Below are 14028 nucleotides of genomic sequence, written 5' to 3' on the forward strand. Positions count from 1 at the left end.
AGACATTTACCGACTGGAGGCCAGGAGATGAAAAAACCTAGAATAGCTGTCATCGGCTGTTGTGTGACGAGAGATCTGTTCAATAGAAAGTTCGTTGCGAATTACAAAGAGTTCTATGAATGTGTCTCAACAGCTTGGCAAACATCCATAATCAGTTTCATGTCCAATCGGTCTAACATTGATGAACATGGTAAGGAATTTGTTGATGAAGTTTCCGATTTGCAAAGAAAAACAGTGCAGCGTGATATGGATAAGTCTTACCGTGAAGAGCTGATTGCTGAGAAGCCGGATTATATTATATATGATCTGTATACTGACGTGAAATACGGGATTGTAGAAACGCAAGATGGATATTTGACAGACAATCCGAATGGATTTAGGAAGACGAGATTTTTCACGGAGAAGCTTTACAACAGAAGACTCAATATTTTTAAACATGAGGAATTCATGGAATTATTCAATAGGAAATTTGATGAGTTTTATAAGTGGGTACATAAGAATCTTCCAGGTTGCCGAATAATCGTCACGAGATTCTCGGAGACTTACAGTTATATGACCGATAAAGGTTTTCCGGTCAATTTCTCAACTAAAGTCTGTGGAACAGTTGCTCGCAATAACAAAATGTATGATCGTATATATGACCATCTCTCGGAAAATTATAATATCGATTTTATCGATATGCAGAAGAGAACCTACTTTGCCGATTATAAACATCCATATGGCAATAAGCCATGGCATTTCACACAGCAATATTATGATGACTTGTTTAGTGGTCTAAATGAAGTTATGCTGAATCATCAGCAAAACGAAGAGAACACAAAACTGCAAAATAAGACAATTATCACCAAACTGGTTGAGAAAGTAATTTTAAAATAAAGCTGCAAGGCAAAAAAAAGGTGGCGTCCATACACGGACACCACCTTTTTACGTTTTTCAGCTAACACTGACCATTTGTTCAATTTTCTTTTTTATTTCTTCACTGGATAGGCTGAGGCCGACTGCAAGTTCATTGCAAATGTTAGGCATAATGCGTTGGAGTATCTCAGCATCTTGATGATGAAGTTTCTTGTTCTCAAGTTTCAATTCGTTTTCTTTGCGCAAGATGGTGTTAGCCACCTGGGCAATCTGGAAATCGTCTTGTGTCTTCAGAACAGAACGATAATGCTGGTTGCGTTCGGAAGGGCGGTCTGACCATGGATCAGGGGCATTCTTGAAAGTACTGAGGATTTGCTGTGCCAGCTCCTTTGTGGCAACAGGTGTCAACTTTGAAGTGCCTTTCTCCTGTGTAACAGGATGATACAATTTCAGAGATTCATTCTGAATCGGTGCGAGAATGTAGTAATCACGCGCTGTACCAGAAAATGTTTGCTCTTGTATATCTACAATCGTGCACACACCATGTGCTTCATAAAAGACTGTATCTCCAATTGAAAACATTCTCCCGTCTCCTTTGAAGGCTATGAAACACAGACAGTTCTGGTTTATAGCTCATCTTGAATTGCATATTCAAATGTAAATTATTAGATACGCTACTTATATCATACCATATTTTAATCGCTTTTGCCGGGTCGTGGCAAAACAGCCCATTTTCATTAGTCCTATCTCATCTTTGCCTCTTCAGCGAATCGTTTGATCCGTGCCTCTATATTGTCTCGAACACGCTGGAAAACAGCCCATCGTTCTTCTTCAGTTCCTTTTGCTTTAGCCGGGTCTTCAAAACCCCAGTGTTCACGTTTTGCAGATGGCGGTGAAATTGGGCACCTTTCATTGGCATCATCGCATAAAGTGATAATCCAGTCGGCCCTTTGCAAAATATCCGGATTAATTGTTTCTGAAACTTGTCCTGATATGTCAATATTCAATTCAAGCATGGCACGGACTGCTTTTGGATTCAATCCATGGGCTTCAATGCCAGCTGAGAAAACGTCAAATTCATTACCAAGATATTTTTTTGCGAAACCTTCAGCTATCTGGCTTCTGCATGAATTGCCTGTACATAGGAAGTAGATTATTTCTTTAGACATGAGCTTCATCCTTTCATAATCAGTGAATAATGGTCAGCCATATGTATAGACCTGTCAAAGTAATAAACAGAGTTGGGATCGTCAAAATGATGCCGACTTTTAAGTAATACCCCCAGGAGATACGGACACCTTTAGTTTTAAGGACGTGAAGCCATAGCAATGTTGCCAATGAACCAATTGGTGTAATTTTTGGACCAAGATCAGAACCGATGACATTCGCGTATATGAGTGCCTCTTTAATACTTCCGCTTGTTCCAGTATCTGCAATTGCAAGCGCATCAATCATGACAGTGGGCATATTGTTCATCACAGAGGATAGAATTGCTGCAACGAATCCCATACCAATTGTTGCGGCAAACAGTCCGTGTTCGGCAAAAGAGCCGATTGCATTTGCTAGGATGCTTGTGAGGCCGACATTTTTAAGGCCATACACGACAACGTACATACCGATTGAGAAGAAGACAATTGCCCAAGGAGCGCCTTTCAATACGGTCATCGTTTGAACCGCTGGGCTCTTTCTTGCGATAATCAGGAAGACAATCGCTATGAATCCAGCGATAAAGGAGACAGGGATATTCAAAAACTCGCTAATAAAGTAACCGGCAAGAAGGACGATGAGCACGAACCAGGATATCCTGAACATCGTATGGTCTTTAATAGCTGTTTCAGGTGTCTTCATATGTGACATGTTGAACTCTTTTGGGATTCTTTTGCGGAAGAAAAGCCAAAGCACAAGCATGCTCGCTGCAAGGCTGAAAAGATTCGGTACGATCATACGCGAAGCATATTCAGCGAAACCGATGTTAAAGAAATCAGCTGAAACGATGTTAACAAGATTACTGACGATGAGCGGGAGTGATGTTGTATCTGCAATGAATCCCGATGCCATAATGAATGGCAGAATCATTTTATCTTCAAAATTCAAGGCTCGTACCATCGCAAGTACAATAGGTGTAAGGATTAGTGCCGCACCGTCATTTGCAAAGAGTGCTGCCACGACTGCACCAAGAATGATGACGAGCAGAAACATTTTTAAGCCACTGCCATTTGCGAACCGGGCCATATGCAAAGCAGCCCATTCGAAAAAGCCAATCTCGTCGAGTATAAGAGAAATGATAATAAGGGCAACAAAGGTAAGTGTTGCATTCCATACAATTCCTGTCACATCCGTAATGTCACCGAAATCGACTACGCCAGCAAGTAGCGCGAGCGCAGCACCTGCACAGGCTGACCAACCGATGGATAGATTCTTTGGCTGCCAAATGACAAAGGTAAGAGTCAATATAAAGATGAAAATCGCAGTAAATGCAAGCATGTAATTATGTCCCTCTTTTCATATTAATCACAAAGTATTCTTCTGCCATTCCTTGTCAGAGATTCAATTTCAGTCATGACTGAGGGAAGTGTATCGAGCAGCTGAAGAAGAAGTGAGTATTGTGGATGATCTGTGTTTAAAGAATGGAATGTCCATCTTCCTCTTTTTTCTTCAGTGATAATTTTTGCAGCTTTTAACTTTCTCAAATGCTGACTGACCGAAGGCTGGCTCATCCCAAGCAGTTGCACGATTTCACATACACAAAAAGAGTCACGAGCCAAATAGCAGACAATCTTCAAGCGCGTTTCTTCTCCGATCGTTTTTAGGAAAATACCAGTCTCTTCGTACGTAACCATAGTAAAACCTCCTCAATCTTCATGGAAACAGCATTTAACTTTGTCATTAAATTATATAAGTGAATGGTTATATAAACAACTACTTATATGAATTTGCCGTAAAAATTCATAGATCGCTAGTGAAACTGCTTTTACTTATTACTAGTAAATTCTGACCCTTATGAAGTTTTCAATTTATGCCAGTATTAGTATGCCGGTTATTGGAAGTAGTACACGAAACTAGCAGGTGTCAGAAACGAAAATTTTGTATGTGTAGATTATTGAGGAAATTTAATGTTTCCATAAAAAAGCTCTAAGTCAAATGATCAGGGTGTGAGAATACTTGCCTGACTTTTAACTTAGAGCCTTTTATATTAATTTGCGTATGTAAGGGGTCCAAGTATCTATATTGCTACTACTATGTTTTACTTAACATGAACGGTGTTTACGAAATGTCTATACTAATGGAGGCCTATACGATGGAAGAGGCAAGAAAATATGGATCGAATGACTCGTTGATCAAAGTTTCTAACATGCTTTTTAAAACTTTAGTTGATCAACTAAATGTAAATACCGCTTATATTGCTAAAAGAGAATACGATCAGATGGATGTAATCAATTCATTTAATAGAAATAAAGTTCTGGTTACTAATGATATGGTGGTTGATTATAAAGAATCGAATTGTAAGTATGTTATTGAAAATGATAAGAAAATCCAGTTTTTCACTAACTTAATGACACATCGGGAAACGAAGAATAGAAGCATTACTAAACAACTTCAAGCAAAGGCTTTTTTAGGAGTTGCATTAAACAGCTCCACTGGAGTTGAATTTGGTACACTTTGTGTTGCCGATCAGGAAGAAAAAGAATTCAGCGAAGAGGATATTAAGTATATAAGGACGATAGGAGATGTATTGTCTTTTATTATTGAGCTGGATGACACATATGAAGACGTGGGAATGCTGAGTGTCCCAATTATACCTATATCCTCAAGTATTGCTATATTAGCCTTGCAAGGAAATATAAGTAGTACAAGAGGTCTGAAAATCTCAGAATGTGTTTTGGACTATGTTACCGAAAAACAAATTGATTACTTAATTATTGATCTCTCGGAAATGAAAAGAAATTATAAAGAATTCCTAGACTCCATAAATCGTCTGATTTCTTCACTTAAACTGATGGGTATAGATGTTATGTTGTCCGGTGTCTCTCCTGAATTAGCTAGTGTATTCATATACTCTACTTCATCCATAGAAGCTGAATATGTTCAGTGTATTGAAAAAGGTTTAGATAAATTAGGCTTTGAATTGAGGGAGAAAAGGTAATTTAGTCTGACATCACTATATAATAAAAAAAAGAGCTGCTTATCTAACTAATGGGCACTTGTAAATATAAATAGAAAATAACCGACCCTTGCTAAACAACAGGGATCGGTTATTTTTGATTGCCATAAGTCTTAAGTCCCTCAAACAGAGACTTCTGCATATTTAAAAAATAATCAAATAAAGGATTGTCTGGTTAAAAATAAGGGTATTACATTTTTTAATGATTTTGATTTAGTTCAAAAGACCCTGTAAAGGATGGTGTTTCTACAACTATATGATTAATTGGAGGTGAATGGAAGGGGAATGTATGGTGACAATGAGAGAATAAGAAAGCATTCCAACTATAGAGGTACTTAAGTGACCATTCTATTTAAAGAGATTTGCAAAAAAGAGATCTTAATATGCAGAACTTACTATTTATGAACGGTTAAAAAATTTTAGCCTAATAAGCTAGTATGCTCAATACTTCTCATGCATTAAACAAAGCATGCTGCATCTTTTTAGGAAAATTAACCCTGAAAAAAGTATCAAATTAATTGAGCAGGCTTGCCAAACAAAGAACATTGAAAGTATTTAACCCATATACTTCCTCGATATTATCTGCGAGTGCTTTGGTAAGTCCGCATTCAATATCACCAAAAAACTAAAGGATTTTTCTGCTTTACGATATTATGATTTGCACCTTGTATGTACACTAACTGATTTTTTAAAAATAAAATGGAAGGGATCACAGATATGGATTTTATAATAAACGAAGCTGGAGCTAAAATATATGAGAACATTGAACACCATAAATATTTATATATCCCTATACTGGATGGAGAAGATGATCAAGGAGTAGTCTATCAAGTAATGTCTGCAGCGCTTTATCGAAATCATAAGCATGCAATTGTAACAGTTAGGGAAGGGGATAGAAAAGCAACAGCTTATCGAGTTCCTGATGATTTATATAATTGGGTTGAATCACTTATAAGATTGAATATTAAAGGCAATATACGGATGCCTCTTATGATTGAATTTTGTATGAAAGAAAACCATTTATATGCGAAAGTTGTAGAAAGGTTAGAGTGGAAAGCAGCAACACATATACATGGGTGATTAGACATTTTAATTTTTTTTACATATTCGACGCCAATTATGCAGATTCATTTGTAATCCCATTGAGAAAGTCTTACTTTAGCTGTGAAATTAGCTGAATATTAATTGAGTTGATACAATAGATAGGAATATTATTAGGAAGGTGAATGGAGGAATTATATGTTTCACCCAACCATATTTGAAAATTTAAAAGTAGCATTTGAGAACCGTATCTATGATTTGGACAGTCTGGATGGAAAGATCGATATCCTGAATCGGATAGATCGGATGGACTTTGCTATTATGAAAAGAGACTTTGCACTTCGTTTTGCATTGCTCGGTGAACCGGATGTAACTGTCGAAGTTGTGCTTGAAGCATCGTTACAGGAGCTGGCTGATGAAATTCTAGAAAATGAACGGGCTCATCCTGGTTCTGCACTTCGTTTGCGGTTCCGGAAAAGAGTTGAAGATAGCGAAAAAACATGCAAAAAAATTACCGAGGCCCTTGCTGCAATCTGGGAAGATGACGTGGAAATCAAACAAACACTGAGTCGAGAACTGGATGATAAAAAGGTAGGGGAACTGGATACGATACTTGTCAAGTTCAAGCCGAAGCTTGATGAAGAGCATATTGAGGAGATTCCTGAATTTCTTGAACATGTGCTGGAGTCACTTGCAGCACTGAATAAGTTGTAAAAAAACAGAGCCGAAATGCGCCTAGTGCATTTCGGCTCTGTTTTTTACAAATGGTAACTGCAATTATCGGTGCCCATTATGTGAAAAGAAGCAGGACACCACCAATGGCTGCCGCGAGGAGGATTGCTCCTTCGAATATGCGCTTCGGGAGGCGTGGCAAAACATTAACCCCTATAAATGCACCGATGATGACAAGAGGAGCAAGTGCCAAGTCGAACTTAAAAGTAGTCGCTGTAATCATGCCAAGGTGAATGAAAATCGGCAATTTGATGATATTGACGGTAAAGAAGAACCAAGCGACAGTGCCAACGAACTCTTTCTGGGGCAGTTTTTTTGCAAGGAAATAAATACTCATTACTTCGCCCGCAGCGTTTCCGACCATTGTGGTAAAGCCGCCAAGTATACCCATTAACGCAGCGAATATGCGAGATTCAGGCAGCATCTCGTTAAAACGTGTTCCAAATCTATTACGTAACAGTTGCAGCACAATAAGAAGGAGTACGATGAAGCCGATGATTTTGCGTAATAAGTCCCCGTTCAGCAATTGCAAGGTGACATAGCCTGCAGCAAGCCCGACTAGAACCCAAGGCAATAGCTTGAAAATGAGCCGCCAATGAGCATTGCGCCGATAATAGATCACAGCAAATATATCGGCTGTAAGAAGCATGGGCAGCATAATGCCGACTGCTGTTTTCACGGGGAATACGAACATCATCATTGTGACCGTCAGAATACCGAGTGTAGGCAAGCCGGTCTTATTGATACCTGTCAGAATAAAGACAAGGACAACGACTGTCCATCCCAACAATCCAAGTTCAAACATAATTCATCCCTCTCTTCCATGGCTGAAGCAATTGATGTGTGTTTGAATTATAACAACTGATAAGGGGAAAATGATACCAATACGATAGAGGATAATGGGATTTAATGTATATTATTGTCGAAAAAGGTGAGATATATGATATAATTACTTGCCATTTCAATAATAAAGGAGGCTATTTCCTTGAATCACATATCTGAATCACCATCAACAAATAATAAAAAGACAGTTTGGTTTGTTATTATATTTCTTCTTATTGCAATAGCGGGTCTAGCCTATGTGAAATGGGTACCGTATTATGGAAAGAGCATTATTGCTTCGACTACTCACTCAATTGGTGAATCTATACTGGGCAATCCGGATGCCCCAAATCACTTTACATGGCGAGGTGCCTGGGAGTATGCGCTTGTCTACTTTAACTCAGTATGGAAGGCTGCTATTCTTGGTATTGTGATCGGTTCGCTTGTACAGGTCCTTATCCCAGCGAACTGGCTTATGCGTGTCCTTGGCAAGACGAATTTTGGAAGTACTGCAATAGCAGGACTCTCGTCACTGCCTGGGATGATGTGTACATGTTGTGCAGCGCCTGTCGCGGTCGGTTTGCGTAAGAAAAATGTTTCTGTAGGGGCGAGCTTGGCATTCTGGCTTGGAAATCCAACTTTGAATCCGGCAGTACTCATCTTCATGACCTTTGTTCTTTCCTGGAAGTTCACTCTGCTCCGTGTTATCTTTGGAGTCATCTTAACATTTGGAGTCAGTTATTGGGCAAATCGTTTTATGCCGAAAGCGACTCCTGAGACGGCTGCTGAACTTATGGAAGGAACAGAAGAGCCCGATGAGAGCGGACCGTTTTTCAAGAGATGGATGCGCAGTATAGGCACGATGATTCTATATATTGTACCGGCATATGTAATTTCTGTTCTGCTTATGGGTGCTGTACGGGGCTTCTTGTTCCCTCATATTGATTTCACAGCAACAAGTACATGGCTGATGATTATCCTGTTCGCAATTGGAGGCATGCTTTTTGTTATCCCGACAGCGGCAGAGATACCAATTATCCAGACATTCATGGCATTTGGTCTTGGCGGTGGTCCGGCAGCTGCGTTGCTTATTACGTTGCCAGCTATTAGTTTGCCATCACTTATCCTCGTAGCAAGGTCTTTCCCACGCAGAGTACTTTACTTCGTGAGCGGATCTGTCGTTGGGCTTGGTATTCTATGTGGGATTGCAGGAATGTTAATATTGTAATTTTATTAGTAAAGGACCGATATCATTTTAGATATCGGTCCTTTACTGTATACAAGTCTGACTAGGATTTTAAAAACACCAACAAATTATGACAAAAAACGCTAAAGACTATCCAAAAAGTTGCGATTTTCTGTTTAGCTTCCTAATTCAAAGGCTATGTTTATGATGGATAGTTGAATTGCGGAAGGGGATAGAAATGGAACGCGAACATCAAGAGTCACTTATCAGGACGTTGCAAAACTGTGTGAAAACGTGCAATATTTGTTTCGAAGCATGTTTGAATGAAGAGCATGTTGAAATGATGGCCGATTGCATACGGTTGGACAGGGAATGTGCGGAAGTCTGCAGTTTGTTAGGACAGTTTGTGAGCAGAGGATCGCAGTTTACGACTGAACTGGCAGGACTTTGTGCAAAAGTCTGTGAAGCTTGTGGTAATGAATGCAAAAAACATAATCATGAACATTGTCAGCGCTGTGCGCAAATTTGCTTTGCTTGTGCTGAAGAATGTCATCGTATAGCAGCTTAAGAGAAAGGACCATCATGGAAACGTGCATGGTCTATTTACTTTGTCTAAGAGGGGGAGAATGTAGAACTGAACTTGGTCGGAGTCTATGATGAAAATTCCTACAATTGTTCAGTCGTACAGGAATATACTGTATAATTAGGTGAAAAGAAAGGAGGAATAAGGGATGAATTCATATGAACCAGAATTAGTCACTACAAGTGATGATCGGCTGTTCGCCATGCTGATTTATCTTACAAGTTTTTTCTTCCCGTTGATTGGACCTTTGCTTATATGGTTGCTGAAAAGAGACGATTCAGCATTTGTGGAATATCATGGGAAAGAATACTTTAACTTTTTTATTTCATACACAATTTATGGCTTCATCAGTGCTATTCTTATTGTTGTTCTTATTGGAATTATATTCGCATTTGTCTTTGGCATACTGGCATTTATTTTTACATTAATTGCACTGGTCAAGTCCTATAATGGTAAAATGTATCGTTTTCCGATGATTTTCCGTTTTATCAAGTAATTTTGGGATTAAAAAAAGCAGATTGCCTGCAGGCAATCTGCTTTTTTTAATCTAATCCGGTCTGCTCTTTATTAACGAGCCGGTCCTTTTGGAAAATGAGCATAACATTTGCCGGTTGATCGGTTCGGGCGCCCTGATAGTTGTAGACAATGGTTTTGTACTCATCATCTTGATCTGGTCCGGTATAGCTTTTGCCTTCTCCTCCGAGTATTTTTGTCACCTCTTTGTAGCTCATTCCATCTTTTATTTCGTTGAAATCTTTCAAAGTCATGACAGCAAAATTGTCCAAGTTGTATTGGCGCTTCTCAATAAGCTTATCATCCTGGAATTCTAGATAAACCGAGGAGGCATATGTCATTGTGGGGAACTTATACCGAACAGTTCCTGAGTATTCATCTTTACTGTCCATTTCTCCGCCAGTCCCGGCAATCTTCTTAATCTCTTTATAAGTCATTCCTTCCTTGAAACGGTTAAACTTTTTCTTTGTTACACGTACCGACTCAAGGAAAGCTTTATCATCAATTTTGCCTTTTGGGACTGGAGTGACATCATCTTGATGAACAATGAGTGGCTTCTGCTCTTCTTGTGATTCATAGCCAATTACATCATCTTTTGGTTGTTCTGGGTATATAACTTTTTCTGAAGTTTCATCATCTGAATCTTGTGCTTCTTCTAAGACAGAATCTGGGGGTGTGTCTTCCTGATCAGTGCTATTAACGGTAATTTTTAATAGAATTAGAATTCCTGCAAGGGCGAACAGCCAGAACCAGTTTTTTTTGTAAAGCGTATTTCCATTCATCGCAGCACCTCCTGTTGATGGTTAATTACAGTCTGTCTGTTTTCTAAATTATCAGGGTGGAGGATGACTGGTCAATCGGACCGAAGTCGTGGTATTTATATGAAATAAACCTCGAATCATTATTGATTCAGTCAGACTAGCAGGGGAAACTACTTGAAAAATGCCAGCATAATGATAGTGCCTATAATCAGAATAAGAATTAAAACAGCTGCAGCTTTCCAGCTTAGTCCATTGAACAGATCAACGAGGCTTCCAGAATTAGCACGGTGAAATGAATCATGTAAATTACCGGTAGGATTGTTACGGATTTCTTGTTGTCGTAACCTTTCTCTTGTTTCTTCAGGGGATTCATTGTTATCTGTCATCTTCTAACCTCCTGGATTTTTCTGATAATTGTAACATAATATGAAAGGAATTCGGAGAGCGCTGACTGTTAAGTTGATGTGATTGACTGTAAGCTTTTGCGAAGCGAAACTTGCTTATAAAGAAATCGCCCGCTTTTTTTGATTGCTCCATAATCTATTAAAATCTGTTTTCTTGATTTTTACATTCTTCTTTCCTATCCATGGGTCGTTGTAATAATAATAACTACTATTATAACCTGTAAGAGTTATGGCATGGACGCTGAATCCGTGCATTCGCGAGGCCCAGATGACAACAGGCTTTTTGTTTCGCAGCTGCTTTTCAAGGGTTGCATTCGTTTTGCCGGTCAGTATTGTCGAACTGCCGCTATATTTTTTAACGAGTTTCTTCAATGCAGGCGGGTAGATTGTCCAGCCGCTTTTGGCAAATGGATTTCCGACATAGCCCAAATTTGGATTCGAGTGATGCTTTGGCATTTCTCTTGCAAGTGTAACGTGTCCGACCTTGCTCCCTTTATATCGCAGCATCATGGTGACAGCTGTAATTTCACATCCGGTTGGAAGAGAAGGAAGCTGGCTGATTACTGGAACATTCAATATCCTCTCGCTAATATGTTCGGCGTGGCGGCCGTAACGGGTTTTTGGCTTATATTTATAAGTAGTCAGCAAGCGTGCAGTTCCTTTTTCCTTTTCGATTGCTTTGGATAGGTATCCATTTTTATCGATATCGAAGCGGTAGCGAATTTTATCCTCATGCTTTCCATAGATTGTTCCACTGTAGTAGTTATACCAATTTGTTAATCGTTTCGTGCCCGCTTCTCTTTTGTAAGCCTTGCTTAGATGACCATTTGTATTGAAAGAGAATCCATATTTAATTCTGTTTCCATGGTTGCCGTATATTGTGTTGTTATAGTAGGTATAAAGGTTCAGGACCCGCTTTGTTCGTTTTTCATATTTGCTGGCATTAATCAGATGACCATCATTGTTGATCGTGAATTTGTATTGTATGTTCTGTGCATGGCTTCCGAAGACAGTATAAGCATAGTATGTGTATTCATTGATTACATTTTGAGATTTTGCATCGAGCATGGATGCCTTCGTAATATGGCCGGACGTGTTCAGATGGAATATGTATTTAATAGATTTCTGAGCATTTTCAATCGTACTTCCAGGATGAAATTGTTGAATCTTTTCCACTCTGTCACTTTTATACACTTCAGAGTGGGTGATTCTTTTTTGGGAATCCAGATAATATTTTATGTTGCCTACAGTAACTGTTAATGGTTCCGAATTCATTGTTGCCGATTGTCCCTCCGTCTCTTTATTTAGTTTTATGCCATCTGCTGGTTGTACAGGGTGCTCAACATTTCCGGTTGTATTAGGCTCTGATATAGTGGCCTCGATTTGTACAGCTTCCGGCTCATTAGCGGATTCCTTTTGCTTTGTCTCGCTCTGCTTGCCCGGCACGGCTTTCTCATCAGTAGTCACTTGTGGAGAACCTGATTGAGCGAAAACAGTTGTAATTAACCACTTGTGCGAAAACGAGTAAATGGAGAACAAGGCTAGTATAAATACTATGTACTTTCTCATTTTTAGCTCCTCTCATATGCAATCAATGATTATTACCCCTAAAGCCTATCGTATGAGCCTGCAGAAGCGCCTATTCGTTTGTCAAATTCCGACAAGTTTAAGACTAGTACTGAATCAGGTATTATATGAGAAAAGCCGATTACACAATAAATGAGGTGACAATATGAATTTCAAGGATTATCTTCTCGCCCGGCATGAAATTAAAGAAGGGGCAAAACGTATGAAAGCTGTGTCAGCACAGCAATATGAGAATCGCTTGGAGAATTTGCGCAAGAAGAAGATTTACAATGAAGAAACTTACATTTCGAAGCATATTGTCCGATTGATCAACAGAACGTATGCGAACAAGACGCACGAATATGAGCGGACACTCCGATATTACATTGAATACAAGAAATACTCCGGACAGGCGAGGGAATATTTGCTTTACCCTGAGTTCCGGCATTAATCCTTATCTGAAGGCTTGCAGAATCTGTATCAGCATATGAAGGAAAGGCAATGTACCGATACACAACAATGTTGTCAGTAATGTCCCTGCAGAAGCAAATGCTGTATCACCGCCATATTTCTGAGCGTAAAGTGATACGGTTGGAGCAGATGGCATCCCAGTGACGAGCACAGCGATAATAAGCAGTGTCAGAGGAACTGGCAGAAGGATAAAAGGAAGCAGGAATAGTGGTATGATCAGAAGTCTCAAAACGGTAGCCTTCCACAGCAGCCGATTTTTCAGGATGTTGGGCAAGGAGCTTAAAGGAACACTTGCAATGAGGCTGCCGATTACTATCATTGATAGAGGGATTGTCATTTTACCTGTCGTTTCAAGACTTGATGAAATGAGAGCAGGCCATGTGAATGGGGTTAGGAAAATGATAAAACCGATAAATGTTGAAATGATTCCCGGATTGAACCATATTGTTCTCCAGGGAATTTTTTTAGTATTCCTAGTAAAAAGGTATATTCCATATGCCCATATATGAACTAGATAACAAACATTGAACATCGTCAAATAAATGACGCCTTGCTCTTTGAATAGAATATAGCTGATGGCATAGCCGATGAACCCCTGATTCCCAAAAATAATTAGACTTTCATAGACAGCGCCATCTTTGCTTGTAAGTCGGGAGCGCTTTCGCATGTAGTATCCAATCAGTGTGGCGACTAGAATGGCGGAAAGAGACATGGAAACGAGCCAGCTGAATTCTCCGATTGCAGAATAGGAGAAGGGAATGTCAAGTGTAAATAGGATAAGGGCAGGCAATGTAATATGAAGAATGAGCTGGGTCAAAATCTGGTTTGCTTCTTTACTAAGCAGGCCAGTTTTTCGTGCGATGAAGCCAATTAGACCGATTAGATAGAGAATTGTCATCTCGGATAGGAAATTACCCATTGCCATACGCACC

17 protein-coding genes are annotated in these 14028 nt (G+C 39.4%); 8 read left to right on the forward strand and 9 right to left on the reverse strand.

Features of this window, described 5'->3' with window-relative positions; all coding sequences use genetic code 11:
* The first annotated feature begins 27 nt into the window (after positions 1–27).
* A complete protein-coding gene (locus QR721_RS03005; RefSeq protein WP_348028999.1) occupies positions 28–876 on the forward strand; it encodes a DUF6270 domain-containing protein in 849 nt (282 codons plus the stop codon).
* 57 nt (positions 877–933) lie between these two features.
* Here the strand turns inward: QR721_RS03005 and QR721_RS03010 are convergent, their stop codons facing one another.
* The 4 genes from QR721_RS03010 to QR721_RS03025 form a co-directional block, all read right to left on the reverse strand.
* Positions 934–1437 carry a CarD family transcriptional regulator gene (locus QR721_RS03010; RefSeq protein ID WP_348029000.1) on the reverse strand — a complete coding sequence of 168 codons (504 nt, stop codon included), beginning with the start codon at positions 1435–1437 and terminating at the stop codon, positions 934–936.
* A 161-nt stretch (positions 1438–1598) separates the two neighbouring features.
* A complete protein-coding gene (arsC, locus tag QR721_RS03015; RefSeq protein ID WP_348029001.1) occupies positions 1599–2024 on the reverse strand; it encodes an arsenate reductase (thioredoxin) in 426 nt (141 codons plus the stop codon).
* Positions 2025–2043: 19 nt separating this feature from the next.
* Positions 2044–3339 (reverse strand): arsenic transporter, encoded by a 1296-nt coding sequence (locus tag QR721_RS03020; RefSeq protein ID WP_348029002.1) that lies wholly within the window; start codon positions 3337–3339, stop codon positions 2044–2046.
* Between the two features lie 23 nt (positions 3340–3362).
* Entirely contained in the window at positions 3363–3695 is a 333-nt protein-coding gene (locus QR721_RS03025; RefSeq protein ID WP_348029003.1) for an ArsR/SmtB family transcription factor, read from the reverse strand.
* 458 nt (positions 3696–4153) lie between these two features.
* On the opposite strand from QR721_RS03025, the gene QR721_RS03030 reads away from it, so the two are divergent.
* The 3 genes from QR721_RS03030 to QR721_RS03040 all read left to right on the forward strand — a co-directional run bounded on the left by QR721_RS03030 (position 4154) and on the right by QR721_RS03040 (position 6772).
* Entirely contained in the window at positions 4154–4999 is an 846-nt protein-coding gene (locus tag QR721_RS03030) for an STAS domain-containing protein (RefSeq protein ID WP_348029004.1), read from the forward strand.
* Between the two features lie 735 nt (positions 5000–5734).
* A complete protein-coding gene (locus QR721_RS03035; protein ID WP_348029005.1) occupies positions 5735–6097 on the forward strand; it encodes a hypothetical protein in 363 nt (120 codons plus the stop codon).
* A gap of 159 nt (positions 6098–6256) precedes the next feature.
* Positions 6257–6772 carry a hypothetical protein gene (locus QR721_RS03040; protein WP_348029006.1) on the forward strand — a complete coding sequence of 172 codons (516 nt, stop codon included), beginning with the start codon at positions 6257–6259 and terminating at the stop codon, positions 6770–6772.
* Positions 6773–6848: 76 nt separating this feature from the next.
* Here the strand turns inward: QR721_RS03040 and QR721_RS03045 are convergent, their stop codons facing one another.
* Positions 6849–7595, reverse strand: coding sequence for a sulfite exporter TauE/SafE family protein (locus tag QR721_RS03045; protein ID WP_348029007.1), 747 nt, complete (start codon positions 7593–7595; stop codon positions 6849–6851).
* 180 nt (positions 7596–7775) lie between these two features.
* Between QR721_RS03045 and QR721_RS03050 the strand changes: the two genes are divergently transcribed.
* The 3 genes from QR721_RS03050 to QR721_RS03060 all read left to right on the forward strand — a co-directional run bounded on the left by QR721_RS03050 (position 7776) and on the right by QR721_RS03060 (position 9877).
* Entirely contained in the window at positions 7776–8840 is a 1065-nt protein-coding gene (locus tag QR721_RS03050) for a permease (protein WP_348029008.1), read from the forward strand.
* Positions 8841–9036: 196 nt separating this feature from the next.
* Positions 9037–9366 carry a four-helix bundle copper-binding protein gene (locus QR721_RS03055; protein WP_348029009.1) on the forward strand — a complete coding sequence of 110 codons (330 nt, stop codon included), beginning with the start codon at positions 9037–9039 and terminating at the stop codon, positions 9364–9366.
* A gap of 163 nt (positions 9367–9529) precedes the next feature.
* Positions 9530–9877 carry a DUF4870 domain-containing protein gene (locus QR721_RS03060; protein WP_348029010.1) on the forward strand — a complete coding sequence of 116 codons (348 nt, stop codon included), beginning with the start codon at positions 9530–9532 and terminating at the stop codon, positions 9875–9877.
* 46 nt (positions 9878–9923) lie between these two features.
* Here the strand turns inward: QR721_RS03060 and QR721_RS03065 are convergent, their stop codons facing one another.
* From QR721_RS03065 to QR721_RS03075, 3 genes are all read right to left on the reverse strand, one after another.
* Positions 9924–10676 (reverse strand): DUF3862 domain-containing protein, encoded by a 753-nt coding sequence (locus QR721_RS03065; RefSeq protein WP_348029011.1) that lies wholly within the window; start codon positions 10674–10676, stop codon positions 9924–9926.
* A gap of 149 nt (positions 10677–10825) precedes the next feature.
* Positions 10826–11041: a DUF6366 family protein gene (locus QR721_RS03070; RefSeq protein ID WP_348029012.1), complete on the reverse strand. Its 216-nt coding sequence runs from the start codon at positions 11039–11041 to the stop codon at positions 10826–10828.
* A gap of 114 nt (positions 11042–11155) precedes the next feature.
* The gene (locus QR721_RS03075) at positions 11156–12628 is read right to left on the reverse strand and encodes a C39 family peptidase (protein ID WP_348029013.1); all 1473 of its coding nucleotides are present in this window, start codon (positions 12626–12628) and stop codon (positions 11156–11158) included.
* Positions 12629–12791: 163 nt separating this feature from the next.
* On the opposite strand from QR721_RS03075, the gene QR721_RS03080 reads away from it, so the two are divergent.
* Positions 12792–13076, forward strand: a complete 285-nt coding sequence (locus QR721_RS03080) for a hypothetical protein (protein WP_348029014.1) — start codon at positions 12792–12794, stop codon at positions 13074–13076.
* Between the two features lie 3 nt (positions 13077–13079).
* Here the strand turns inward: QR721_RS03080 and QR721_RS03085 are convergent, their stop codons facing one another.
* Entirely contained in the window at positions 13080–14021 is a 942-nt protein-coding gene (locus QR721_RS03085) for an AEC family transporter (RefSeq protein ID WP_348029015.1), read from the reverse strand.
* Between the last annotated feature and the right edge of the window lie 7 nt (positions 14022–14028).

This window comes from Aciduricibacillus chroicocephali (genome assembly GCF_030762805.1).
GTDB classification, from domain to species: Bacteria; Bacillota; Bacilli; order Bacillales; family Amphibacillaceae; genus Aciduricibacillus; species Aciduricibacillus chroicocephali.